This is a genomic window from Alicyclobacillus acidocaldarius subsp. acidocaldarius Tc-4-1 (genome assembly GCF_000219875.1).
In the GTDB taxonomy this organism is placed as follows: domain Bacteria; phylum Bacillota; class Bacilli; order Alicyclobacillales; family Alicyclobacillaceae; genus Alicyclobacillus; species Alicyclobacillus acidocaldarius_A.
This window is the reverse complement of sequence record NC_017167.1, coordinates 43,030-66,705: the sequence shown is the minus strand read 5'-3', so window position 1 is coordinate 66,705 and position 23,676 is coordinate 43,030. Positions and strand designations below refer to the sequence as shown.

The window sequence follows — 23,676 nt, the reverse complement described above, 5'->3', positions numbered from 1 at the left end:
GAAACCGCTGCTGTTGGAATCGCGAAAAAGATGCTCATTGACATTATAGACAACCGAAGCTATAACGAAAGTAAATCGATTTTACTAAATCGTTTTGATCTTGGTGAAACCGCTTTCGTCCATGGAGGGATCACGTTGAAGAAGACTTGGTCCGCTTCGCTCGCCGCCGTCATCACGCTGTGGACCGGGGCGTCACCCACATGGGCCGCGGCCCATCCCACGGCCCATCTGGCCTCGCAACATCGCCCGAGCCTCGCCTCTCGCGTGCGCGCCGACGACCTCGCGTCGACGTCCATGACCATGGAGATGCAGGTCATTCACGACGCGCTCACGGTGCCCGAGCTCGACGCCGTCCAGGCCGCAGCGCAGGCAGCGTCCAACCTGTCGACGTCGCAGTGGCTCCAATGGCTGTATCCGAATGCGTCCCCGGCGACGAGCGCGCAGTCCCAGGCTGCGCAGGCCGTCGCCAACCTGTTCAACCTGGCCACGTACGGCGCCGTGTCGACTCGCGGGAGCAACGCCGCACAGATTTTACAGACGCTTCAGTCGATTTCTCCCTTGCTCTCGTCGCCCGCCGTCGGCCTCTTCTATCAATCGTTTTTGACCGTGATCGGCCAATCGTCCAAAGCCATCTTGGCCGGCCAAGCCTCAAGCTCGACCGTGGGCAACGCGCTCGCGCAAGCCGCGTCCTTGTCCCCCACCATCTCCGCCTACCTGCGCCAGAATGGGCTGTCTCCGTCCGATCTCGCCCGCACTTGGTCGAGCTTTGAAACGCAGGTCGATCCGCAGGGCGCCGCGCAGACCGCGCTCATGACCCGCATCTGCACGAACGCGCTCGGCTTCGGCGCGCCCACCGCGAGCGCCAACATCACCGTGAACGCAGCCGCCCGCCTCCGGACCGTCCCCGCCACCGCCTTTGGCTTGAACGCGGCCGTGTGGGACAGCGGGCTCAACTCACAGACCGTCATCTCCGAGGTGCAGGCGCTCCATCCCGCACTCATCCGCTGGCCCGGCGGCTCCATCTCGGACGTGTACAACTGGGAGACCAACACGCGCAACGACGGCGGCTACGTCAACCCCAACGACACCTTTGACAACTTCATGCAGTTCGTGAACGCCGTAGGTTCCACACCCATCATCACCGTCAACTACGGCACCGGCACGCCCCAACTCGCAGCCGACTGGGTCAAGTACGCCGACGTCACCCATCACGACAACGTCCTTTATTGGGAGCTCGGCAACGAGGTCTACGGGAACGGCTACTACAACGGCAACGGCTGGGAGGCGGACGATCACGCCGTCCCGAACGAGCCGCAGAAGGGCAACCCTGGCCTGAGCCCGGAGGCCTACGCCCAGAACGCCCTGCAGTTCATCCAGGCCATGCGCGCCGTCGATCCCAACATCAAAATTGGCGCGGTGCTCACCATGCCGTACAACTGGCCCTGGGGCGCCACCGTGAACGGCAACGACGACTGGAACACCGTCGTGCTCAAGGCGCTCGGCCCGTACATCGACTTCGTCGACGTCCACTGGTACCCTGAGACCCCCGGCCAGGAGACCGACGCCCGGGCTCCTCGCCGACACGGATCAGATCCCCGCCATGGTGGCGGAACTCAATCGCGAGATCAACGCATACGCCGGATCGAACGCAAAAATATCCAAATCTTCGTGACCGAGACCAACAGCGTGTCCTACAATCCGGGGCAGCAGTCGACGAACCTGCCCGAGGCGCTGTTCCTAGCGGACGATCTCGCCGGCTTCGTGCAGGCGGGCGCGGCCAACGTCGACTGGTGGGACCTCCTGAACGGCGCCGAGGACAACTACACAAGTCCGAGCCTCTACGGGCAGAACCTGTTCGGCGATTACGGGCTGCTGTCGTCCGGGCAGACCACGCCCAAGGGCGTTCAGGAGCCGCCTGAGTACACCCCGCTGCCGCCGTACTACGGCTTCCAGCTCGTGTCCGACTTCGCACGGCCGGGCGACACCTTCCTGGGCTCCGCATCGTCCCAGAGCGACATCGACGTGCACGCGGTGCGGGAACCAAACGGCGACATCTCCCTGATGCTCGTCAACCGCAGCCCTTCGACCATCTACAGCGCAAATCTGAACGTGCTCGGCGTGGGGCCCTACGCCATCACGAAGGCACTCGTGTACGGCGAAGGATCGAGTGCCGTCACCCCAGCGCTGACGCTGCCAACCGCCCACTCGGTCAAACTCATGCCGTACAGTGGCATGGATCTCGTCCTGCATCCGCTCATCCCCGCGCCGCACGCCGCTGCGTCGGTGACGGACACCCTGGCGCTCTCCTCGCCCACCGTGACCGCCGGCGGCTCGGAGACCGTGACCGCGTCGTTCAACTCGGATAGGCCCGTGCACGGCGCGACGGTGGAACTTGAGCTGTACGACTCGACGGGCGATCTCGTCGCGAGCCACCAGGTGACAGGAGTGGATATCGCGCCAGGCGCGCCCGCGAGCGAATCCTGGAGCTTCGCGGCCCCATCCGCCAACGGGACCTACAGCGTCGAGGCGTTCGCCTTCGATCCGGCCACAGGCGCCACGTACGACGCCGATACGGCGGGCGCAACCTTGACCGTGAATCAGCCGCCCGCGGCCAAGTACGGCGACATTGTCACGCAGAACACGGTCATCACGGTGAACGGCACAACGTACACCGTGCCGGCGCCGGACGCGAACGGCCACTATCCGTCAGGAACCAACATCTCCATTGCGCCGGGTGACACGGTGACCATCCAGACCACGTTCGCGAACGTCTCGTCGACCGACGCGCTCCAGAACGGGCTCATCGACGTGGAGGTGGACGGACAGAGCGGCGCCATCTTCCAAAAGTACTGGCCGAGCACCACGCTCCTTCCCGGCCAGACCCAGACCGTGACGGCCACCTGGCAGGTGCCGTCGTCGGTGACCGCAGGCACGTATCCGCTCAACTTCCAGGCGTTTGACACGAGCAACTGGACGGGCAACTGCTACTTCACCAACGGCGGCGTGGTCAACTTTGTCGTGAGCTGACCCGCTCGCCCCGGCCATTGCCGGATGGCGCCCGCAAGGGCGCCATCTGCGCGTCCGGGCTTCCTGCCGTCGCGCGAATGCGCGCATCGGGCCCGTCGCCCACGGGCATGCGCTCGCCGCGACGGGCGAAGACCGGACCTTCTGTCAGCGGAACGTGAGCAGGATGTGGATGAGGAGCCCCGCGGAGAACCACATCATGAGGGCGGAGATGCGGTTGATGACCCGCTTCAGCCCCACCCCCGCCGCGGCGCGGCCCGCCACATGGCCGAGCGTCATGAGGAAGAAAAACCAAACCCACGAGACAAGTGCGCACGCCGCCGCGAACGACGCCCTCTCGCCCCAAGTGCCGTACACGGCCGCGCTCCCGCCGATCACGGCGAGCGTATCCATGAGCGCGTGCGGATTCAGAAGGGAGACCGACATCGCGAAGCCCATCTGCCGACGCGGCGACCAGACCTCGGATGTGACGGCGTCATGGTCAGGATTCTCGCGCCACGTCTGAAAGCCCATGTACAACAGAAAGGCCACGCCCACGATGCCAAGCGCGACGCGCAGCCAAACGATGTGAAAGACGGCGCCCGACACCCCAAAGACCGCGAGCGCCACGAGAAACGTGTCACAGAGAGCCGCCGTTACCACGGCCGGCAGGGCCGCCAGCCATCGCCGGTGCAGCGCGCCTTGGCTGAGGAGAAATCCGTTCTGCATGCCAATCGGCAGGATGAGCGCGAACGCCAAAATCAGGCCGTGCCAAAACGCGCCGACCATGCGAAACTCCTTTCCGGCGTTCGTTCAACCGATTCATAATCCTCCGTTGATTCCAAGCACAGTGGGAATCACGCCGAGAACAGCCCAGGCGGTCGCTATCCACAGCCTCTTCCTTTTCGACAACTTCACCTGAAACATGCGCGCAAACGCCCAGGCAAAGAACAGTCCGACGGCGAATTCAATCGCCGCGTACAGGAGAAGAAGGAGAATTTCGGTGGCGAGCACGCATCACGCCTCCCCGAAGGACACCCGAATTCATGAGCTTCGGCGATGGAACGCCAATCCTCATCTTCCACCCTGAGTATACGGCAGGTGCACCTTGAATGTCGACCCACGCCCTGGCTCGCTTTCGACCGAGATGTCCCCGTGGTGCATCTCCACAATGCGCTTGGCGATGGCAAGGCCAAGCCCATTGCCCGGCTTGCCGCGCGACCTATCCGCCTTGAAGAAGCGAGTGAATACGCGGCTCATATCCTCCGGACGGATGCCGATGCCCGTGTCCGCAACCAAGGCGCAGACGCCTGTGTCTTCCTTCTCGAGGCGCACTTGAATTCGGCCGCCCGGCTCCGTGAACTTGATGGCGTTGGACAGGAGATTCATCCACACCTGGCCGAGGAGGTCCTCATCGCCTTCCAACTCGACGGGCTCCACCTGCATGTCGAGAAGGAGACCCTTCTCCGTCCAGAGCGGCTCGCACGCAATCGCCACCTCGCGCAGCTGGCGGTCGAGACGGAAGCGCTTGAGCGTCACCGGGTGATGGCCAGATTCGAGCGAGGTGAGTTTGAGCAGGTTGTCCGCCAGGCGGGACAACCGCTCGCTCTCCGCCTCAATGATGTCGAGATAGTGGCGCCGTTCGCCTTCCGACAGCCCTTCCGATTTGAGCGCCTTCACGAAACCGAGGATGGACGTGAGCGGCGTCTGCATCTCGTGGGAAACGTTCGCCACAAACTCCTGGCGCATCTGTTCGATGCGCTCGAGCCCCTCCGCCATCTCGCGAACGTGCAGCACCAGCTGGTTCATGGGGTGATCCGGAAAGCCACGCCGGACCTCCAGCATGGCGCGAGCGCTGAAATTCCCGCGGCCAATCTCGCGCAAGGAGTCGAGAATGCGGAAAAAGAGGCGATCATCGCGATCAAACCCAAGCGCATTCCAGAGAAGCGCGACGAGCGCGAGCATCACCACGCCCACGCCGCCAATCATCATCAGCTGGCCGTACGGCACGGGCCGCCACCCGAATGCGCGCCCGATGAGGCGCACGACGCCGTACGAGGCGCTCAGCAATATGAACGACCAACACGACATCCAGATAAGCCTATCCAACGCTTCGCGCCACTGCCAGCGCACGTGACGGGCGCGGAAGTCGTCATACCCCCGCGAGGCGGCTCGCTCCTTCACGCGTTCACCTCCAGGCGATACCCCAACCCGCGCACGGTGCGGATGCGAAACGGGTAGATGTCCTCGGGGAATTTGTCGCGCAACCGCTTAATGTGCACGTCCACCGTCCGCTCGTCCCCCGCGTAGTCGTACCCCCACACCTCTTCAATCAGCTTGTCGCGGGAGAGCGTCTTGCCCGCCGACGCGGCCAGCGTGAACAGAAGCTGAAACTCCTTCGGCGGAAGGGCCATGCGCTCCCCGTTCGCCTCGACTTCATACGTGTCCGAGAGGAGGCGGAGTCCGGCGAGATCGAGCGCGCCGTCCGCCCGCATGCGGTAACGGCGCAGAAGCGCCTCGACGCGCGCCACAAGCTCCTCGGGGGCGAAGGGCTTGACGAGGTAGTCGTCCGCGCCGAGCCGAAGGCCGCGCACCTTGTGGCTTGTCTCCCCGAGCGCGGTCAGGAGCAGAATCGGCACATCGCGCTCTTCGCGCAACCATTGCGTCAGCTCGAACCCGTCCACCTCGGGCATCATCACGTCGATCACGGCGAGCTGCACGGGCTCACGGGCCAGTGCATCCGCCGCCTCGCGCCCGTCCGCCGCCTCCACCACCCGATGCCCTTCCCGCTCGAGCGTGCTGCGCACGAGTTCGCGGATGTGAGGCTCGTCGTCGGCCACAAGGATGGTCGCCATGTTCATCACCTCACGCGCGAGGATACCTCGCCAAGATGAACGCCGCGTGAACGGCGGGCCTGTTGAAAAGCGGGCCTGTCCGTCACGGCGCGAGGCGGAGGCGCTCCACGTCCTTGCTCGGCGGCAAGCCAAAGAGGCGCGCGTACTCGCGGGTGAACTGTGACACGCTCTCATAGCCGACGGAGAGCGCCGCCTCCGTCACCGATTGCGCGCCGCCGAGGAGGAGCCTGCGGGCCTCCAGCAATCGCAGCCGCTTCTGATACTGGATGGGCGTCATGTGCGTGAGCGCTTTGAAGTGGCGGTGCAAGGTGGAAGGGCTCATGTTCACCAGAGCGGCGAGATCGTCGATGCGGACGTGATCGCGAAAATGCTCCGCGAGATAGCGAACGGCGCGGTGCGCGGGGTTGGCCTGGCCGGCCGCAGCGAGGAGGCGCGCCCACCGCTGGCCGCCTTCGCCGCGAATGACGCGATAAAAGATTTCGCGGCGCCAGAGGGGCGCGAGATACGGCACGTCCTCAGGGTGGCGCACCAGATCGACGTAGCGAGCGATGGCATCGAGGAGATGTTCCTCCATGCGCGCAACCCAGAGACCCGCCTCGGGCTCGACTTCGTCTTCGCGGCCCAACGCGCCCCCTTCGAACAGGTCCAGCCACTCCTGCGGATCAAACTCGATGCGAAGCGCCAGATAGGGCTGTGCGGCAGACGCGCGGCTCACGCGCGATTGCGCCGGCACGTGGATGGAAGAGATGAGGTACGTGGCCGAATTGTACGTGAGGACCTGCTGACCGAGCCACACCTGCTTCTCGCCCTGGGCGACCACGCAAAGCGACGGGCGATACACCCCGTGCCGCGGGGAGGACGTCTCGGACCAGCGGTACAGCGTGAGACCCGGCACAGGCGTCGAATGGACGCCGTCTTCGCAGAGAGCTTCTGCCATGACCGCCCTGATGCGGCCCAGGAGCTCGGAGCTTCCAGGCGCGCTCGCGCCTCGTTGGGTGACCTCCTGCATAATCTTCACCTCACCTGCTGTTATGAGCATTCGACCTCCGCCGCTCGGTTCCTACTCACACGCGCGAGGATCTGGCAAGCCCGCGCGAGAATGTGCGTCGCCGGGATGCGGTCTGTGTGGGACAATCTCCATAGACGGAAAGGAGGTCCGCCCATGGAGTATGTGACGTTGAACAACGGCGTTCGCATGCCGATGCTGGGCTTCGGGACGTACCAGATTACGGATTTGGACCTGTGCGAGCGCTCGGTCCTCCACGCCATCCGCGTAGACTATCGCCTGATTGACACCGCGGCATCGTACCAAAACGAACAAGCCGTTGGCGAAGCCATCCGCAAGAGCGGAGTCCCGCGGGAAGAACTCTTTGTCACCACCAAGCTTTGGGTCGAGCACGCGGGCTACGAATCGACGTTGGCGGCCTTTCAGCGATCGCTCGACCGGTTGCAGCTCGACTACGTGGATCTGTATCTGATCCACCAGCCGTTCGGCGACGTGTACGGCGCGTGGCGCGCCATGCAAGAATTGTACAAAGCCGGGAAGATCCGCGCCATCGGCGTGAGCAACTTCGCGCCGGATCGGCTGATCGATCTCATCATGCATCACGAGATCACGCCCGCGGTGAATCAGGTGGAAACGCACCCCTTCTGCCAACAAATTGAGGCTCACAAGATCATGCAGGCGTATGGTGTGCAAATCGAATCTTGGGGCCCGTTTGCGGAGGGGAGAAACGGGTTGTTTGAAAACCCCGTGCTCGCCGAGATCGGCAAGCGGCACGGAAAGTCGGTCGCCCAGGTGGTCCTGCGCTGGCTCATTCAGCGGGGTGTCGTCGTCATCCCCAAGTCCGTTCGCCCCGAGCGCATTCAGGAGAACTTCAACGTGTTCGACTTCGAGCTCTCCGCGGAAGAGATGGACAAAATCCGGGCGCTCGACACGGGCAAGAGCCTGTTTTTCTCCCATACCGACCCCGAGATCGTCAAGTGGATGTGCTCGCGCCACCTGGACGTCTGAGGCCAAGCCATCCGCGCACCAGGAGGACTCACACCCACGGCACAAAAGACGGACGGGGGACCGCCTGCGAGTCAAAGATCACACACCCGCATCGGGGAGACAGTCTTTGCGAGAAGTTCACCCAGGCGGTGACGACAGGAGGAACCAGAACTGCCCCGGACCCTACGCTTAAGGTCATTGTCTCTGGGGATACCCCAGCGACTCAACCCTTGAACCCTGCGTGTTTGTAGTTGACGTAAGAGCTTGGTCTAAATCAATTCATACGAGGAGGTTTCAGCGATGGAATACGTCAAACTCGGCCGAACTGGCCTTGAGGTCTCTCGCATCTGCCTCGGCTGCATGGGCTTTGGCAAGCCCGGCACCTGGCACCATCCCTGGGTGCTCGACGAGGCGGACGCGCGGCCCATCATCCACCGCGCGCTCGATCTCGGCATCAACTTCTTCGACACGGCGAACGTCTACTCCATCGGCACGAGCGAGGAAATCGTCGGCAAGATCCTCAAGGAAGCGGTGCCGAGGGATCAGGTCGTGATCGCCACCAAAGTGTTTTTCCCGCTCCGCGAAGGGCCGAACGCCGGCGGCCTGTCGCGCAAGGCTATCATGGAGGCCATCGACCAAAGCCTGAAGCGGCTCGGCACGGACTACGTGGATTTGTACCAGATCCACCGCTGGGACCACCAGACGCCCATCGAGGAGACGCTCGAGGCCCTGCACGATCTCGTCAAGGCTGGCAAGGTCCGCTACATCGGCGCGTCGGCCATGTACGCGTGGCAGTTCATGAAGGCGCTGGCCGTGGCGGATCGGCGCGAGCTCACCCGGTTCGTCTCCATGCAGAACCACTACACCCTCATCTACCGCGAGGAGGAGCGCGAGATGATGCCGCTCTGCCGCGAGGAGGGCATCGGCGTCATCCCCTACAGCCCGCTCGCAGGTGGCCGTCTGGCGCGGAGGCCGTCTGAGACGACGCGTCGATCCGAGACCGACGAGGTGCAGCGCGCCAAGTACGACCGCATGGCATCGGTCGATCAGGCCATTTTGGATCGCGTCGGCGAGCTCGCGGAGCGCCACGGCGTTCCGCGCGCCCAGATTGCGCTGGCCTGGCTCCTGCACAAGCCGGGCGTCACCGCCCCGATTGTCGGGGCCACCAAGATGCACCACCTCGAGGACGCGGTGGCCGCCATCGACGTCAAGCTCTCGGACGACGAGATGCGCTACTTGGAAGAACCGTACGTGCCGCATCCGGTGGTCGGCGCGCTCGACGCACCCGCGCGCTGACGCGAAAAACCGACCTCCTTTCCGTTCATCGTCTGTTCATCTTCTGCCGCTACGATGAGCGCGAAAGGAGGTTTTTTCGCATGTCCCTGATGGTTACACAAGCCCAGACCTCGGCCGCCGCACAGCGAACCTCCGTCGCCATCGAAGCGGTCGATCTCGTCAAGGCCTTTGGCCCCCATCGCGCCGTCGACGGCATCAGCCTGTCCGTGCAGGCCGGCACGGTGTACGGCCTGCTCGGCCCCAATGGCGCCGGCAAGACCACCACCGTGCGCATGCTCGCGACGCTCATCCGCCCAGACGCAGGCCAGGCGCGCATCTTCGGCCACGACGTCGTGAAGGACGCGCACCGCGTGCGCCAGCTCATCGGCGTGACTGGTCAGTACGCCTCCGTCGACGAGACGCTCACCGCCGCGGAAAACCTGGTGCTCTTCGCGCGCCTCCTCGGACAGAGCCGCCGCGAGGCGCGAGCGACGGCAGAGCGCCTGCTCGAGCAGTTCGGCCTCACCGAGGCGCGCAATCGCCCGCTGAAGCACTTTTCCGGCGGCATGCGGCGCCGCCTGGATCTCGCGGCCAGCCTCATCGCCACGCCGCCGCTCATCTTCCTCGACGAACCCACCACCGGGCTCGATCCGCGCACGCGCGCCCAGATGTGGGACACCATCCGCCAGCTCGTGCGCGAAGGCACAACCGTGCTCCTGACCACGCAATATTTAGATGAGGCGGACCAGCTGGCGAACCGAATCGCCGTGATCGATCGCGGCCGCGTGATTGCGGAAGGCACGCCGGACGAGCTGAAGTCGTCGGTGGGCCGGTCGTCCCTGCACCTCACCTTCGCCAACCCGGAGGATGTGCCGCGGGCTCGCGCCATCGTGGAAGCGGCGCTTGGCGCGCAGGCCACGCCATCGCCCGAGGGGCGCCGGATCATCGCGCCCGTGGCCGACACGAGCGTCGTGCCGGATCTGCTCGTGGCGCTGAAGGCGGCCGGCATCGACATCACCGAACTCGGCTTGCAAAAGCCGACGCTGGACGAGGTGTTCCTCGCCCTCACCGGCCACGAGGCCGAAACCGCCGACGAAGGAGAGAGTGCCTGATGCAACAGACATCGTTTGAAGCCATCCCGGCGCGCCCCTCCATGGCGATTGCGCTGCGCCAGTCGCTCACCATGGCCTACCGAGGCCTGTTGAAGATGCGCCGGACGCCAGAGCAACTGTTCGACGTCACGCTGCAACCCATCATCTTCACACTCATGTTCACCTACATCTTCGGGGGCGCCATCTCCGGCAACTCACAGAACTATTTGCCGCTCGTTATCCCAGGCATCCTCGTGCAGACGGTCATCACCGCGTCCGTCGTCACCGGCGTCCAGCTGCGCGAAGACATGGACAAGGGCGTGTTCGATCGCTTCCGCGCCCTGCCCATCGCCCGCATCGCGCCGCTTGCGGGCGCGCTCCTCGCCGACATGGTGAGGTACCTTTTGGCCACGGTCCTCATCTTCGCCGTGGGATACCTCATGGGCTATCACCCACGTGGGGGCCTTGCCCGCGTCGCCATCGCCGCGCTGCTCGTCATCGTGTGCGCGTTCGCGCTCAGCTGGATCTTCGCGTTCTTCGGCGTCGTGGCGCGGACGGCGGCAAGCGTGCAGGGCATCTCGATGCTCATCCTGTTCCCGCTTACGTTCCTGTCGAACGCGTTCGCGCCGGTCAACACCATGCCCAAGTGGCTGCGGGTGTTCGTCAACGTCAATCCGCTCTCCCACCTGATTGCCGCCGTGCGGTCGCTCGCCAATCAGGGCCAGGCAACGCCGGACATCGCCATCTCGCTCGCCGGCGCCGCGGCCATCATGCTCGTCTTTGCCCCGCTCGCGGTGCGGATGTACATGCGCAAAGCGTGACGAAATCTCAACACAAAGTTCCCAATCTTTTACCGTTGCGTGCGCTCCCCTTCATCGAATCTCCACACACGCTCGGTACCATCGGAGCAAGGAGACGAATGGAGGGTGAAACGCATGCTCATGAAGGGATTGAGTGTCGCCGCGGCGGCGGTGGTCGTTGCGGCGAGCGTCGCCACTTGGCACGCTGCGCCACCATCGAAGGCCCCCGCGCAGGCCACGGCATCTGCACAAGGAGCAAAGCCCGCCGGCACCGTCACGGTCTACGCCGCGCTGACCCAGCAAAACGCGCAGGCACTCGCACAGGCGTTTGAGGCGTACGATCCGGCCGCGCGCGTGCAGATGGTGACCACGGGCACGGGCGCGCTCGTGACGCGGCTCGAGTCGGAGGCGAAGGCGCACGCCATCGGCGCGGATATGGTGCTCTTGGCCGATCCGACCGCGGCGGACACCTTAGCCGCCCAGGGCATTCTCTCGCGCGAGAAGCCGTCTGCCGCAAGCCATCTGCCGAGCGCGGATCAGGGCGCGAACTGGGTGGGGGCGTACGTGTTTCACGACGTGATCGTGTACCACAAAGGCATGTCCCTGCCTGTGCCCCACTCGTGGCGCGACCTCACCAGCGCCGCGTACAAGGGCGAAGTGGAAATCGGCGATCCGTCCTATTCCGGCACCACCATGGCGTTTGTCGGCATGATGGAGACGCGGTACGGCTGGAATTACTTTGAGACGCTGAAGCAGAACGGCGCGGCGGTGCAGTCGTCGGTGAAGACCGTGGCGGATGATGTCGCGAGCGGCAAGGTGGACGTGGGCATGACCAACGACAGCGCCGCGTTCACGCTTGTGAAGCAAGGATCCCCCATCGCCGTGGTGTGGCCAGAGGACGGCGCCATCGTGGTGCCAGGGCCTCTGGCGTTCGTCAAAGGGCACGAGACGCCGGTAGCCAAGGCGTTTGCCAACTGGCTTTTGAGCCCGGCCGGTCAGAAGGTGGTGGCGTCCGTCGGCCTGTCCCCGGTCGTCGGCGCGTCCCCCACGGTGCCGAAGGGCGCGGCGCTGATGCAGGTGCCCTGGGCGCAGTTGGAACGAGACCGGGCGAACATCCTCCACCAGTTCGCCCAGATCTTCCGATGACATCGCGCATCTCGTGGATCGCCGCGGTTGGCACGCTGGTGCTCGCCGCGGCCGCCGCGGTTCTATGCGGTTACCCCGTGTTCCATCTCGCCCTCGAACTCCCGTCAGCGGCGGGCATCGCCTCGACCCTCGGCCCACTCTGGAACTCACTGTGGACGAGCGCCGTATCGAGCGCCATCGCGAGCCTTGTCGGCATGGCCTGGGCCGTCATGCTCTCTGGCGCCGTGCGCCGGGGGCGAGCGGCCCTTCACGCCATCAGCCTCCTGCCGCTGTGGACGCCGCCGTTCATCGGCGCGTTCGCGCTCGGCGACGCCTACGCCCGGGCGGGCCTTTTGGACCAGTTGGCGCACGTCCACGTGAGCTTTTTGTACGGGCCATGGGGCGTTACGGCGGCCCTCGCCATCCACGCGGCCCCCATCGGCTATCTGAGTGGACTGACCGCCGTTGCGGCCATGAACGTCGAACCCATGTGGGCCGCGCGCTCCTGCGGGGCCGGGCTTTGGCGCGCCTTCTGGGCCGCGTTCCGGCCGGTGGCGCTGCGCCCGCTTGTGGCGGCCTGCGCGCTGTCGTTCGCGTTTTCCCTGGGCGACTTTGGCGTCCCGTACGAACTCGGCGAGCCGAGCGGGTTTCGCACGGCGGCCACCTCCATCTTCGCCAACCTGTCCACGGGCGGCACGCAGGGTTTCACGGCCGCCACATGGCAGGCGTTTGAACTCATGGCCGTCGGCGCGCTGGCGGTGACCGTGAGCCGCGCGGCCATACGGTTCGATCCCGGCCTCGGCACGTCTGCCCCCGGCGCAACACCGCTGCCCCTGTTCCCCAAGCGGGTTCGCGCGATTTCGCTCGCCGCATACGGGCTGCACGTGGCGACGACGAGCGGCCTTCCGCTCGCCGCCCTTGTGCTCACAGCCCTCACGCGAGCCTACGGCCTGCCACCCACGCCCAGGAACTGGGACGTGGCGGGGCTGTTCTCGCCGCTCGTCAGCGCGTGGCCGGCGCTCGTGCACACAGTCGTCCTCGCGGTTTTGGCCGCCGCCGTGATCGCCCTGCTTGGTCTTGTCGCCGCAGAAGCCGTGCCAGCCTCCGCGGTGGCGCGGGCGGCCCATCTCGCCTTATGGCTGCTGTACGCGGCGCCTGGAACGGCCGTGGCCGTCGGCATCCTGGTGGCCTTCGGGCACGCCCTATACGGCACCTGGTGGATCCTGGGGCTTGCCTACGTGGCGAAGTTCTACGGCCTCGCCGACGCCATCGTGGCGGCGCGTGGCAATGCGCCACTCGAACCGTGGCGCGCGGCGAGATCGTTTGGCGCGGGGCCTGCGGGGGCGTATGGTGCGGCGATTTGGCCCGCCATCCGGCCCGCGGTGCGCCAGGCGGCGCTGCAGGCGCTCATGTCTGGCTTGTACGAGGTGACACTCGCGAGCCTGCTTTACGGCCCGAATACCGAGACCATCGCCGTGGCCGTGCTGTCCGCGAGCGAAGGCGGCGATGTCCGTACGGTCGCGGTCTTGGCCGTGTGGATGACGGCCGCGAGCTTCGCCCTGGGCCTCTTGGCGCTGCGCGAGCCGAGGGGGCGGCGAAGCCAGGGCCTGTCGCAGCTTCGCATGGCCGTGCCGGCCGCCCCCCTCGAGGAGGTGAAACTCGGATGAAGGATTCGAAAGCGCATCGCCTCTCCGTGGCAGGCGTCACCGTGGCGCACGGCCAGCAGGTGGCGGTCAGACGCGCGTCGCTGACCATAGAGGCGGGCGAAATTGTCGCGCTTGTCGGGCCGTCTGGATCGGGCAAGAGCACGCTTCTCGGCGCCATCGCGGGGTTTTATCCCATTCAATCGGGGGCCATCTGGATAGGCGAAGAGATGGTGGCCTCGCCGACGCTTTCGCTTCCGCCGGAGAAGAGGCGCGTGGGCGTGGTATTTCAGTCGCACGCGCTCTGGCCGCAGTGGATGGTGGTGGACAACGTGGCCTATCCGCTCCGCAGGCGGGGCATGGCGCGGCTTCTGGCGCGGCGCGAGGCGGAATCGGTGCTCGCCGCGGTGGGCATGGACGCGTTTGCCGCGCGTTATCCGTCGGAACTCTCGGGCGGCCAGCGCCAGCGGGTCGGCCTGGCGCGGGCGCTCGCGTCGAGGCCGGAGCTGTACCTGTTTGACGAGCCCACTGCGAGCCTCGATCCGGCTAACCGCGAAACCTTCATGCACGAGGTGCGGGAGCGGATTCGACAGACGGGGGCGGCCGCGCTGTACGTGAGCCACCAGGTGGACGAGGCGCTGTCTCTGGCCCACCGCGTGGCCGTCATGATGCACGGGGAGATCCTGCAGATCGGATCTCCCGCAGAGGTGTACGAGAACCCGCGCACGGCCGAGATCGCCCGGCTTTTGGGGCCGGCCGCGTGCGCGACGGGCGTGGTGCGCGAGGCGAACGGGAGCGGACAGGCGCTTGTGCAAATCGCGGACAGCGAGCAGACGGTTCGACTGACGTCCGCGCGCCCCTCGGTCGATCTCGGCCGCAGGACGCTCATGATGCGGCCGGAGTGGTGTGAACTCACCACCGACGATGAGGCGTCGCTGCCTTGCCGCGTGGTCCGCGTACAGTACGTGGGTCATCGAACACTGTACGAACTCGAGTCCCTTGCCGGGAGGCTCTTGGCGAGCCACGTGGGCCCGCCGCAATACCAGGAAGGGCAGCGCGTGGGATGGAAAGTGCGGCGCGCCTGCGTGATGGAAGGATGAGCGCGCAGGGCAGCGGGCCCTGCGCACTCGCGCATGCTTCGAAGCCTCAACGCAACATGGCGAAGACCGCGATTGTGTTCTGCGCCATCAAAACGTGTTGCACCGTGTGATAAGCGTCCGGCACAGTCCTCCTGTCGGATTTGGGAAGCAAGTACACATTGTCACCGAATGCCTCGTCATAACGTCGAAGCCTTTCATCCGATTGATTCTCCCGCAGAACCGGTTGATTCCTATGAACAAGAGGCTAAACGATAGCATCAACAGCCCTGAAAGGACGTCGGTCACAACTGCCATGCGTATCTCCCCGGGTCACGCGTGGTGGGCAGGCGGGCATATTCAGCCTATCCCTCGTTTAGGAATCAACGGGAACAAACACGAGCGAGACCGGAGGCGACAATGACAACTGCCATGCATATCCGGCGAATTCGGCCCACAGGCATTCCTCGTTTCCTGTGGACTTCGTTTACAATGGATTGCAGAGAAACGCGACACAACCGACAGGGGGAATGCAGTTTGATCCATGAAACGCCGATTCATATCCGTTACAGCGACACCGATTTGAATGGCCACGTAAACAATGCGGTCTACGCCACCTATATGGAGGAGTCCCGCATCTCCTTCCTGCAGGAGGTGTTCCCCGGCCAGCGTCTGCCGCTCGTCATCGCCTCGCTCCACATCGACTTCCGCCAGGAGACGCGCTACCCCGAGCACACGGACGTCATTGCGCGGACGTGGCTCACGCGGCTCGGGAGATCAAGCTTCGAATTCTTCTGTCAAATCGTAAGCGTCCGCGGCGAGGTGATGTGCGAAGGCACTGCGGTGGTCGTCCACTACGACTTCGAGAAGCGTAAATCCGCCCCGCTTCCGGACTGGGCGCGCGAAAAGCTCCTGCCCTACGTCCGCGAGCGCGAGGAATCGAACGTCGGCGTGTGAGCGGAACGAGGCGCGTCACCCGCGCCTCGCCTTCACGAGCCCAGAACCCCCGACTACTCCAGCAGCGCCTCCCACAGGGATCCGCGCCGGACGGGATCGCCATGCGCGGGGCAGACCCAGTCAAACGACAACCTGCCCACGTCCGCGAGCGATTTCTTCAGGGCCGCCTTGTCCCAGGTGAGGAAGGACGGCGACTTCTTCAGTCGGCCCCCGCGGGTCGTGACGAGATCGCCCGCCAGAAGCGTGTCGCGCGCGATGAGGCAGACGTGGCCGGGCGTATGACCGGGCGCGGGTACCACCTCCAGGCCGCCCACGTGTGCGCCCGGCTCGAGCGCGCGGTCCACCTTCGGACGCTCCACGCGCATCAGCCCGGCAATCGCGCGGCGCACGCCCTTTGGCTTCGCGGTGCCCTCAATGTACGGAATGTCCGGCGCGGGCGCCCAGAGTGTTGCGCCGGAGAGCTCCTTCAGCCGCTTGGCATTGCCGATGTGATCCACGTCCAGGTGCGTCAGGACGATGTGGGCGAGGTGGCCCGGCTTCAGACCGAGAGACGCAAGTGCCTTCACGATCTCGTCCGCACGCCCGGGCATGCTGGTATCGACCAGCACGGGCTCGTCGCCCAGCACAAGATAGCTGTAGCTTCCTTTGGTACATTCCAACAGGTGAATCTTCGGCGCGATTTCCACGCCTCACGCCTCCCCGCGTCAGGCGAGCGTCTTCGCCCACTCCTCGACCGTCATCACGTCAGCCTGCCGCGGGAACACCTTCTCCACGAGCACCCGGTGCACCTCCGGATCGGCGTCCAGGCAGGCGTCCTTCAGCACGGTCAGCGCGTAGTCCTTGTCCGCGGCCTCCCGCAGCGTGGAGAGCACCACGCCCGATGTGGCGATGCCGCAGAGCACAAGATGCGTGATGTCCTTGGCGCGCAGGATGACCTCCAGGTTGCTGCCGGCAAATGCGCTGACGCGGTACTTCGTGACCACCGGCTCTCCCGGCTCTGGCCGCACCGACTCGTGAATTTGGGTGGTGTCGGCGCTCACCGTCATGTTGCCGGCCTGCGCGAGGTGCGCAAACATCTTGTTGCGCGGGCTCGCCTCAGGGAAACCTTCGCTGAACGCCACGCGCACGAAGATGACCTGCATGCCCGCCTTGCGCGCAGCCGACACGGCCTGCTGAAACGGACGCATGGCCGATGCATCCTGAATGTACCGCGAAACAATGCCGTTCTGGACGTCCATCACCAAAAGCGCCGTGTGTTTCACATCCACCGTCATGCCCATGTCCCCTTCCTTGCGACGACGGCCGCCTCCCGAACGCACCGCCAAATCGTTCAAGGTCATCATACGCCCAAACGAGGTGGAATCCCAAATAGGCGCGTCCACTCGCGTAGAAAAGCGTACAATGAAGGATGTTTTCAAGCGTCCTCAAATTGAAGGGAGATGAAAGCGATGTCAAGCGCACCACAAACGGTTCGCGACGAACACTGGACGCGAACCGACAGCTGGCTGTTCTGGTCGTTCGGGCTCGGCATGCTGCTCGAGAACTACATCTTCAGCCTCTCCAGCGTCGCCACGCAGTGGGTGCCGATGCCGAAGTCGCTTCAGTCGCTTCTCTTGGCGTGGTCACCCATCTGGCTCATCATCGGCATTGCTGTCGCCGGGCCATTGGCCGATCGCGTCGGGCGGAAGAACACCTTCTACACCACCATGGCGCTCTATGGCCTTGGCGCCATAGGACTCGTCTTCAGCAACCAGTACGCCCTCATCCTTTTGTTTCTCGCCATGCTCCTGTTTGCCGCAGGTGGTGAAATGAACACCATCATGGCCGTATCACACGAGATGATGCCGCACAAACACAGGGGCAAGACCATGATGCTCGAACTCAACTTCATCAACCTGGGTGGCGTCATTCTCGGCCTCGTGGCGCTTTCAACTGCATATCAACACGTCGCCTTCCAGCGCGCGATGATCGCCTTGACGCTCCTCGTGGTGCTCGTCATCCTGTTCTTCGCTCGCCGCAACACCCCCGAGTCCATCCGTTGGCTCGAAAGAACAGGTCAGCACGATCGCGCGCGTGCCGAGATCGAAAAGTTTTATGGCTTTGAGGAGTATCAGGCGCGACAAGAGGCGGCTCGGCGCTCCACGCAGGCGGCGCAGGCGTCGGATGCTTCGCGCGCCAAGCGCGTGGGTCTGAAACTGTTCACGACGCTCACCATCTCGTTTGCAGGATCGGCCGGTTTCGGTCTCATGACCTATGTGCTCGGACCCCACTTCTTCCCAAAAATGAACGCGGCTATCATTCTGGTGGCGACCGGCACGGGCTTCGTCTCTGGCTTCTTCGGCCTTTGGGCTGACCGATGGAGCCGCAAGTCGCTGCTCCTGATAGGATATTTGGGTTCATTCGTCATGACGCTTGTCATCTGGGCTACCATCCCAGCTTGGTCAAAGAGCCTGGCGCTCTTCTGGTTGTTGCTCGTCGTGCTGAACGTGTTCGTGAACATCGGGTATCTGACCGAGGATACCTTGAAAGGCGAGGTGTGGCCGACGCAGCTACGTGGCACATACACTGCGCTGGTTCGGTTTATCAGCATCGGCCTATACATCGCCACCATTTACATCACGCAAAACTTCGGGATCACGGCGTATACCATGTTCAACGCACTCGTCTGGGCCATCGGGCTCGCCGGGGCCGTCGCGTGGTGGATTGGCGGATACGAAACCGGCAAGGGTACCAGCCTCGACGTGGCCTCAGGCGAATTGGACACGTAACCACGCCACGTGTCGTCGCAGCCGCTGCGCCAGTTCACATCTCGGGCAGTCGGGCGAACCCGCGCTGTCCTCTAGCCGTGGTGTGCGACTCCGGCGATTTCCTCAGGTTTGCCTCGCCCGAGGGGTGGCGCCAAGCACAGAACCGCCGCACGGCGGCCCCCCTCGCGTGAGCACCATCCCCCTCAAAACTCCCTGTCCTTTCGAACTCTTTCGTCTTCAATTCCTTTGTGCAACATGGACTCGAATCCAAGTTGAGATCCAGCAAATTGACACAGGAGATTCGTCGACGAGTGTCGAATGAGCGTCGAATGGTTCCGAGCATGGAAATGCGCTCAGCAGCAAATGCTTGCGTTGATCGGATCCATTCTCAAGGGGGTTCATCACATGCAGAAACGGATTTGGCAGAGCGGCCTCTCCATCCTGGCCGCGGCCGCCCTCGTCGTGGGGTGCGGCACCAACAACTCGTCGTCCGGCACCACCAACACCGCGAACAGCGGCGGCACGGGCAATACCACGTCGACGAGCGGCAAGACTATCAAGGTCGGCCTCGTCACCGACACCGGCGGTCTCAACGACAACAGCTTCAACCATCTGGCGTACGTCGGCATGCAGGAGGCGCAGAAAGAGCTGCCCAACATCCAGACGAGCGTCGTCCAATCCCAGTCCGAATCGGATTACGTCCCGAACCTCAGCCACTTCGCGCAGGATGGATATAATCTCGTCATCGCCGTCGGCTACCTGATGGCAGACGCCGTCCAACAGGTGGCGAAAGAGTATCCCAAGACGCACTTCCTGATCATCGACGACAGCATCACCGGCATCCCGAACGTCGCGAGCGCCATCTTCCAGTCGCAGCAAGCCGGTTATCTCGCGGGCGTCGTCGCCGGCATGGTGCAGAAAGATCATCTCCTGAAGAACATCAACAACCACAACACCGTCGGCGTGGTGGGTGGCCAGGAGATCCCGCCCGTGGACACGTACATTGCAGGCTTCCAGCAGGGCTTCCACAGCGTGGATCCGACAGGCAAGGTCATCGTCGAATACACCAACTCGTTCAACGACGAGGCGGCCGGCAGCCAGTACGCGCAGAACGAGATTTCGCAGGGCGCCGACATCATCTTCCCAGTGGCGGGCGGCACCGGCATCGGCTCCATCAAAGCCGCGCAGAGCGCGAAGGTCTACGCCATCGGCGTGGACACGGACCAGTCGTACCTCGCGCCCGGCACGGTCATCACGAGCGCCATCAAGCGGGTGGACACGTCCGTGTTTGACACCATCAAGGCCGTGCAGGACGGCACCTTCAAGAGCGGCGTCAACAACTTCGACCTCTCGAACAACGGCGTCGGCATCGCGCCGCTCATCTCGGGCCTGCCGAAGTCGGTGACGGACGCGGTCAACCAGGCGAAGCAGGAGATCCTGAGCGGCAAGATCCAGGTATCCACCACCGTGCAGAAGTGAACAGCGGGAGGGCGGCGCTTTCGCGCGCCGCTCTTCCCACGATTTGGAGCTTTTCTCTTTGGAGGCGATCCCGGCTTTGGAACCCGTGTTGGAAGTCGTGGACCTCAAAAATGGTTTCCAGGCGTCAAGGCCAACGATGGCGTGAACCTGACCGTCCAAGCAGGGGAAGTGCACGCCATCCTCGGCGAAAACGGCGCCGGCAAGTCCACCCTGATGAAGGTCATCTACGGCCTGCTGGAGCCCACGTCCGGCGAGATCCGGCTGTTTGGCCAGCCTGTCCATTTCCGAAGCCCGCGCGACGCCATTCTCGCCGGCATCGGCATGGTGCACCAGCACTTCATGCTCATCCCGGCGCTCACCGTCGCCGAGAACGTCGTCCTGGGAGACGAACCGGGCGGCATCCGCTTTGACCGGCGAGAAGCGGTGCGGCGAGTGCGGGAGCTGTCCGAGCGGTATGGCCTCGCCATTGATCCCAACGCGAAAGTGGGCGATCTCACGGTCGGCCTGCAGCAGCGCGTCGAGATTCTCAAGGCATTCTACCGCAAAGCGCGCGTGCTCATCCTCGACGAGCCGACGGCACTCCTCACGCCTCAGGAGACGCGGGAGTTGTTCAACATCATCCGCGCGCTGAAGGCGGAAGGCGTGCCCATGCTCTTCATCAGCCACAAGCTGGACGAGGTTCTGGAAATCAGCGATCGCGTCACCGTCATGCGCGCCGGAAAGACGGTGGAAACGCTCGAAACGAAGGGCGCGACGCCGCAGATGCTCGCCAACCTCATGGTCGGCCGGGAGGTCGTGCTGCGCGTCGAGAAGCCGCCCATCGAGGCCGGATCGCTCGTTCTGGAAGTGCGAAATCTGCGGGTGCGCTCGGCGGATCGGCACGAGCGCGTGAAAGGCGTGAGCCTGACCGTCCGGCGCGGCGAAATTCTTGGCATCGCGGGCATCGACGGAAACGGACAGTTTGAACTGGCGGACGCCATCGCGGGGCTGTTGCGCGCGGAGGCGGGGCAGATTGTGCTCGACGGGCGCGACATTACGCACCTCTCTCCCGCCGAGAGGACACAACTCGGCATCGCGTATGTGCCGCAGGATCGGCAGCTCGACGGCCTCGTTCTTTCGTTCGATCTCGCCGACAACATCATTCTCCGCGACTTTCGGCGGCCTCCGTTTTCGCGGCGCGGCATCTTGAACCGACGCGCGGCCGAATCGTACGCCAAGCGGCTGATTGAGGCGTTCGACGTGCGCCCGCCCGATTTCCGGCGCAAGGCCTCGGAGCTCTCGGGCGGAAACCAGCAGAAGGTGATCCTCGCCCGCGAAGTATCGAGAGATCCGCTCGTCCTGATTGCGGCTCAGCCGACGCGAGGGCTGGACGTTGGCGCCATCGAAGGCGTGCACCGCCAACTGGTCCGGCTGCGCAACGAAGGCAAGGCGGTGTTGCTCATTTCACTTGAACTGGACGAGATCCTGAGCCTGTCGGATCGCATCGCCGTGATGCATGACGGCGAGATCGTCGGCGTGGTGGATGGGACGGAGGCCACGCGCGAGCAGCTCGGCCTCATGATGACGGGACGGCGCGCGAAGGAGGGGACGGCGTGAAGGCGCTGCAGTCGATTCTCTTGCCCGTGGCCGCGAGCCTGGTGGCCATCGTCATTGGCGCCATCCTAGTGGCGGCGCTCGGGTACAATCCGGTGTCCGTATATGGATCGCTCATCTCGGGCGCGTTCGGTAGTCTCGGCAACTTGGGCAACACGCTCACGGCGAGCCTGCCGCTCATCATCATCGGGCTTGGCATTGCCCTGTCGTTTCAGAGCGGGCTGTTCAACATCGGTGCGGACGGCCAGTACTGGATCGGTGCGACGGCGGCGGTCTGGGTGGGTTACCACTTCACGTCCCTGCCCGGCTGGCTGCACATGCTCTTCTGCCTCGCCGCCGGCATGATTGCGGGCGCGCTGTGGGCAGGCATCGTGCCCGGGCTCACGAAGGCGTTCGTCGGCGCACACGAGGTCATCACCACCATGATGATGAGTTACATCGCGATTTTGTTCGCACGCTACCTGATTGAGGGCGGACCGATGCAGGAGAAGGGGTACATCCCCCAGTCGCCGCTCATCGCGTCGAACACCCAATTTCCTTATTTCACGCAAGGGTTTGCGCGATCCCAGCTCTCGCCCATCTCCATCCTCATCGCGGCGCTGGCCGTGATCGTCGCGTGGTTCCTGCTCTACAAGACGACGCTCGGATTTTCCCTGCGATCCGTCGGACTGAACGCGCGCGCGGCGAAATACGCCGGCATCCGCGTCAAGCTGCATATCGTCATTGCGCTCGCGCTGTCGGGGCTCTTCGCCGGCCTGGCGGGGGCGGTGCAAATGCTCGGCGTCGATCACCAGCTGCTCGATGGCTTTTCGTCGAATTACGGCTACACGGCCATCGTGGTGGCGCTTCTCGCGCGCAACAACCCGCTCGCGGTCGTCATCTCGGGCCTCTTTTTCGGCGCGCTAACCACAGGCGGGCAAAACATGCAGATTGTCTCCAACGTCCCGGCTTCGCTCACGAATGTGCTGACCGGACTCATCATCTTCTTTGTCGGATGTGAGCGCATCATCCCGCAGGTCATCGGTTGGTATCGGCGGCGCCGCTCCGCGAGAGCCCAGACGCCCGCAAGCTGACGAGCCGATTCCCGGATTGTGAAAGGAGGCGCACGGATGGTCTTCTCCAACCCCGAAATTTGGGCGCTGACCTTGTCCATGGCGATCCCGCTCGCGCTCCCGGCCGTCGGCGGCACGTTCTCAGAGCGCACGGGCGTCGTCAACATCGCGATGGAAGGCATCATGCTCATCGGCGCCTTTTTTGGCGTCGCATTCTCGTACTGGACCGGAAACGCGTGGATTGGGCTTCTGGCCGCCATCGTGTGCGGCGCACTCACCGCGCTCGCGCTCGCCTGGGGCGCGATTCACGTCTCCGCCGACCAGACGGTGCTCGGCATGGGCATCAACATCTTCGCAGCGGGCCTGACGACGTTCTTGCTCAACACGCTCTTCGGATACAACGGCACCCCCGTGAACACGCCGAAGCTGCCGTCGGTGAGCATCCCGGGCCTGGATAGAATTCCGTACATCGGCGTGATTTTCACGAATCAGAGCGTGCTCGTGTACATCGGGATCGTCCTGATTTTCCTGTCCCATTGGTTCCTGTTCTCCACGCGACTCGGCCTCAGGATGCGATCCGTCGGCGAGAATCCGCTCGCGGCGGACACGCTCGGCATCCCGGTGTGGCGGCTGCGGTATCTCGGTGTGGTCTTGAGCGGCGTGTTTTCCGCCATCGGCGGGGCGTATTTGTCCATCGGCATCCTGAACGGGTTCACGTCCAATATGACAAGCGGCCGCGGCTACATCGCGCTCGCCGCGATGATTTTCGGCAAGTGGACGCCGCTCGGATCGTTCGGCGCGGCGCTCATCTTCGGCTTTTCCACCGCGCTCGGCATCGTGCTGCAAGGCCATGGCGTGTCGTCCAACATTCTGCAGATGATCCCGTACGCGCTGACCATTCTCGCGCTGACCGGGCTCATTGGCCGATCCACGCCCCCAGCGGCGGATGGCATCCCGTACGAACCGCGGAGATAATGCGGACAATCA

At 64.3% G+C, this 23,676-nt stretch carries 20 protein-coding genes and 1 pseudogene; 14 read left to right on the top strand and 7 right to left on the bottom strand.

Annotated features, from left to right (window positions below; genetic code table 11):
* The first annotated feature begins 135 nt into the window (after nucleotides 1-135).
* Entirely contained in the window at nucleotides 136-3,027 is a 2,892-nt protein-coding gene (locus TC41_RS00280; RefSeq protein WP_158306701.1) for an alpha-L-arabinofuranosidase, read from the top strand.
* A gap of 144 nt (nucleotides 3,028-3,171) precedes the next feature.
* Here the strand turns inward: TC41_RS00280 and TC41_RS00275 are convergent, their stop codons facing one another.
* The 5 genes from TC41_RS00275 to TC41_RS00255 form a co-directional block, all read right to left on the bottom strand.
* Entirely contained in the window at nucleotides 3,172-3,792 is a 621-nt protein-coding gene (locus tag TC41_RS00275) for a LysE/ArgO family amino acid transporter (protein ID WP_014462960.1), read from the bottom strand.
* Nucleotides 3,793-3,825: 33 nt separating this feature from the next.
* On the bottom strand, nucleotides 3,826-4,017 hold the full coding sequence (locus tag TC41_RS00270; RefSeq protein WP_014462959.1) for a hypothetical protein: 192 nt from the start codon (nucleotides 4,015-4,017) through the stop codon (nucleotides 3,826-3,828).
* Nucleotides 4,018-4,077: 60 nt separating this feature from the next.
* On the bottom strand, nucleotides 4,078-5,187 hold the full coding sequence (locus tag TC41_RS00265) for a sensor histidine kinase (protein WP_014462958.1): 1,110 nt from the start codon (nucleotides 5,185-5,187) through the stop codon (nucleotides 4,078-4,080).
* Nucleotides 5,184-5,858, bottom strand: a complete 675-nt coding sequence (locus TC41_RS00260; protein ID WP_041694820.1) for a response regulator transcription factor — start codon at nucleotides 5,856-5,858, stop codon at nucleotides 5,184-5,186. Before TC41_RS00260 ends, TC41_RS00265 begins: the two co-directional genes overlap by 4 nt.
* Before the next feature lie 82 nt (nucleotides 5,859-5,940).
* On the bottom strand, nucleotides 5,941-6,867 hold the full coding sequence (locus TC41_RS00255) for an AraC family transcriptional regulator (RefSeq protein ID WP_049784301.1): 927 nt from the start codon (nucleotides 6,865-6,867) through the stop codon (nucleotides 5,941-5,943).
* Between the two features lie 153 nt (nucleotides 6,868-7,020).
* Between TC41_RS00255 and TC41_RS00250 the strand changes: the two genes are divergently transcribed.
* From TC41_RS00250 to TC41_RS00210, 8 genes are all read left to right on the top strand, one after another.
* Nucleotides 7,021-7,872, top strand: coding sequence for an aldo/keto reductase (locus TC41_RS00250; protein WP_014462955.1), 852 nt, complete (start codon nucleotides 7,021-7,023; stop codon nucleotides 7,870-7,872).
* Nucleotides 7,873-8,151: 279 nt separating this feature from the next.
* On the top strand, nucleotides 8,152-9,147 hold the full coding sequence (locus TC41_RS00245) for an aldo/keto reductase (protein WP_014462954.1): 996 nt from the start codon (nucleotides 8,152-8,154) through the stop codon (nucleotides 9,145-9,147).
* 80 nt (nucleotides 9,148-9,227) lie between these two features.
* A complete protein-coding gene (locus TC41_RS00240) occupies nucleotides 9,228-10,238 on the top strand; it encodes a daunorubicin/doxorubicin resistance ABC transporter ATP-binding protein DrrA (RefSeq protein WP_014462953.1) in 1,011 nt (336 codons plus the stop codon).
* Nucleotides 10,238-11,038: an ABC transporter permease gene (locus TC41_RS00235; protein WP_014462952.1), complete on the top strand. Its 801-nt coding sequence runs from the start codon at nucleotides 10,238-10,240 to the stop codon at nucleotides 11,036-11,038. Before TC41_RS00240 ends, TC41_RS00235 begins: the two co-directional genes overlap by 1 nt.
* A gap of 114 nt (nucleotides 11,039-11,152) precedes the next feature.
* Entirely contained in the window at nucleotides 11,153-12,163 is a 1,011-nt protein-coding gene (locus TC41_RS00230; protein WP_014462951.1) for an extracellular solute-binding protein, read from the top strand.
* Nucleotides 12,160-13,809 carry an ABC transporter permease gene (locus TC41_RS00225; RefSeq protein WP_014462950.1) on the top strand — a complete coding sequence of 550 codons (1,650 nt, stop codon included), beginning with the start codon at nucleotides 12,160-12,162 and terminating at the stop codon, nucleotides 13,807-13,809. The genes TC41_RS00230 and TC41_RS00225 overlap by 4 nt, the downstream gene beginning before the upstream one ends.
* Complete coding sequence (locus TC41_RS00220; RefSeq protein WP_014462949.1) at nucleotides 13,806-14,885, top strand: ABC transporter ATP-binding protein; 1,080 nt, start codon at nucleotides 13,806-13,808, stop codon at nucleotides 14,883-14,885. Before TC41_RS00225 ends, TC41_RS00220 begins: the two co-directional genes overlap by 4 nt.
* A 513-nt stretch (nucleotides 14,886-15,398) precedes the next feature.
* Complete coding sequence (locus TC41_RS00210) at nucleotides 15,399-15,818, top strand: acyl-CoA thioesterase (RefSeq protein ID WP_014462948.1); 420 nt, start codon at nucleotides 15,399-15,401, stop codon at nucleotides 15,816-15,818.
* Between the two features lie 53 nt (nucleotides 15,819-15,871).
* Here TC41_RS00210 and TC41_RS00205 read toward each other — a convergent pair whose 3' ends face one another.
* Nucleotides 15,872-16,504, bottom strand: coding sequence for an MBL fold metallo-hydrolase (locus TC41_RS00205; protein ID WP_014462947.1), 633 nt, complete (start codon nucleotides 16,502-16,504; stop codon nucleotides 15,872-15,874).
* A gap of 18 nt (nucleotides 16,505-16,522) precedes the next feature.
* On the bottom strand, nucleotides 16,523-17,092 hold the full coding sequence (locus TC41_RS00200; protein ID WP_041695577.1) for a cysteine hydrolase family protein: 570 nt from the start codon (nucleotides 17,090-17,092) through the stop codon (nucleotides 16,523-16,525).
* Between the two features lie 165 nt (nucleotides 17,093-17,257).
* Here TC41_RS00200 and TC41_RS00195 point away from each other — a divergent pair, with 165 nt between their 5' ends.
* The 5 genes and pseudogenes from TC41_RS00195 to TC41_RS00175 all read left to right on the top strand — a co-directional run bounded on the left by TC41_RS00195 (nucleotide 17,258) and on the right by TC41_RS00175 (nucleotide 23,664).
* On the top strand, nucleotides 17,258-18,586 hold the full coding sequence (locus tag TC41_RS00195) for an MFS transporter (RefSeq protein WP_014462945.1): 1,329 nt from the start codon (nucleotides 17,258-17,260) through the stop codon (nucleotides 18,584-18,586).
* Between the two features lie 384 nt (nucleotides 18,587-18,970).
* Nucleotides 18,971-20,044 carry a BMP family lipoprotein gene (locus TC41_RS00190; RefSeq protein ID WP_041695575.1) on the top strand — a complete coding sequence of 358 codons (1,074 nt, stop codon included), beginning with the start codon at nucleotides 18,971-18,973 and terminating at the stop codon, nucleotides 20,042-20,044.
* 76 nt (nucleotides 20,045-20,120) lie between these two features.
* Nucleotides 20,121-21,640: pseudogene (locus TC41_RS00185) on the top strand (ABC transporter ATP-binding protein).
* Nucleotides 21,637-22,710 carry an ABC transporter permease gene (locus tag TC41_RS00180; RefSeq protein WP_014462941.1) on the top strand — a complete coding sequence of 358 codons (1,074 nt, stop codon included), beginning with the start codon at nucleotides 21,637-21,639 and terminating at the stop codon, nucleotides 22,708-22,710. Before TC41_RS00185 ends, TC41_RS00180 begins: the two are co-directional and overlap by 4 nt.
* A 36-nt stretch (nucleotides 22,711-22,746) precedes the next feature.
* Complete coding sequence (locus TC41_RS00175; RefSeq protein ID WP_008337831.1) at nucleotides 22,747-23,664, top strand: ABC transporter permease; 918 nt, start codon at nucleotides 22,747-22,749, stop codon at nucleotides 23,662-23,664.
* Nucleotides 23,665-23,676 lie beyond the last annotated feature (12 nt).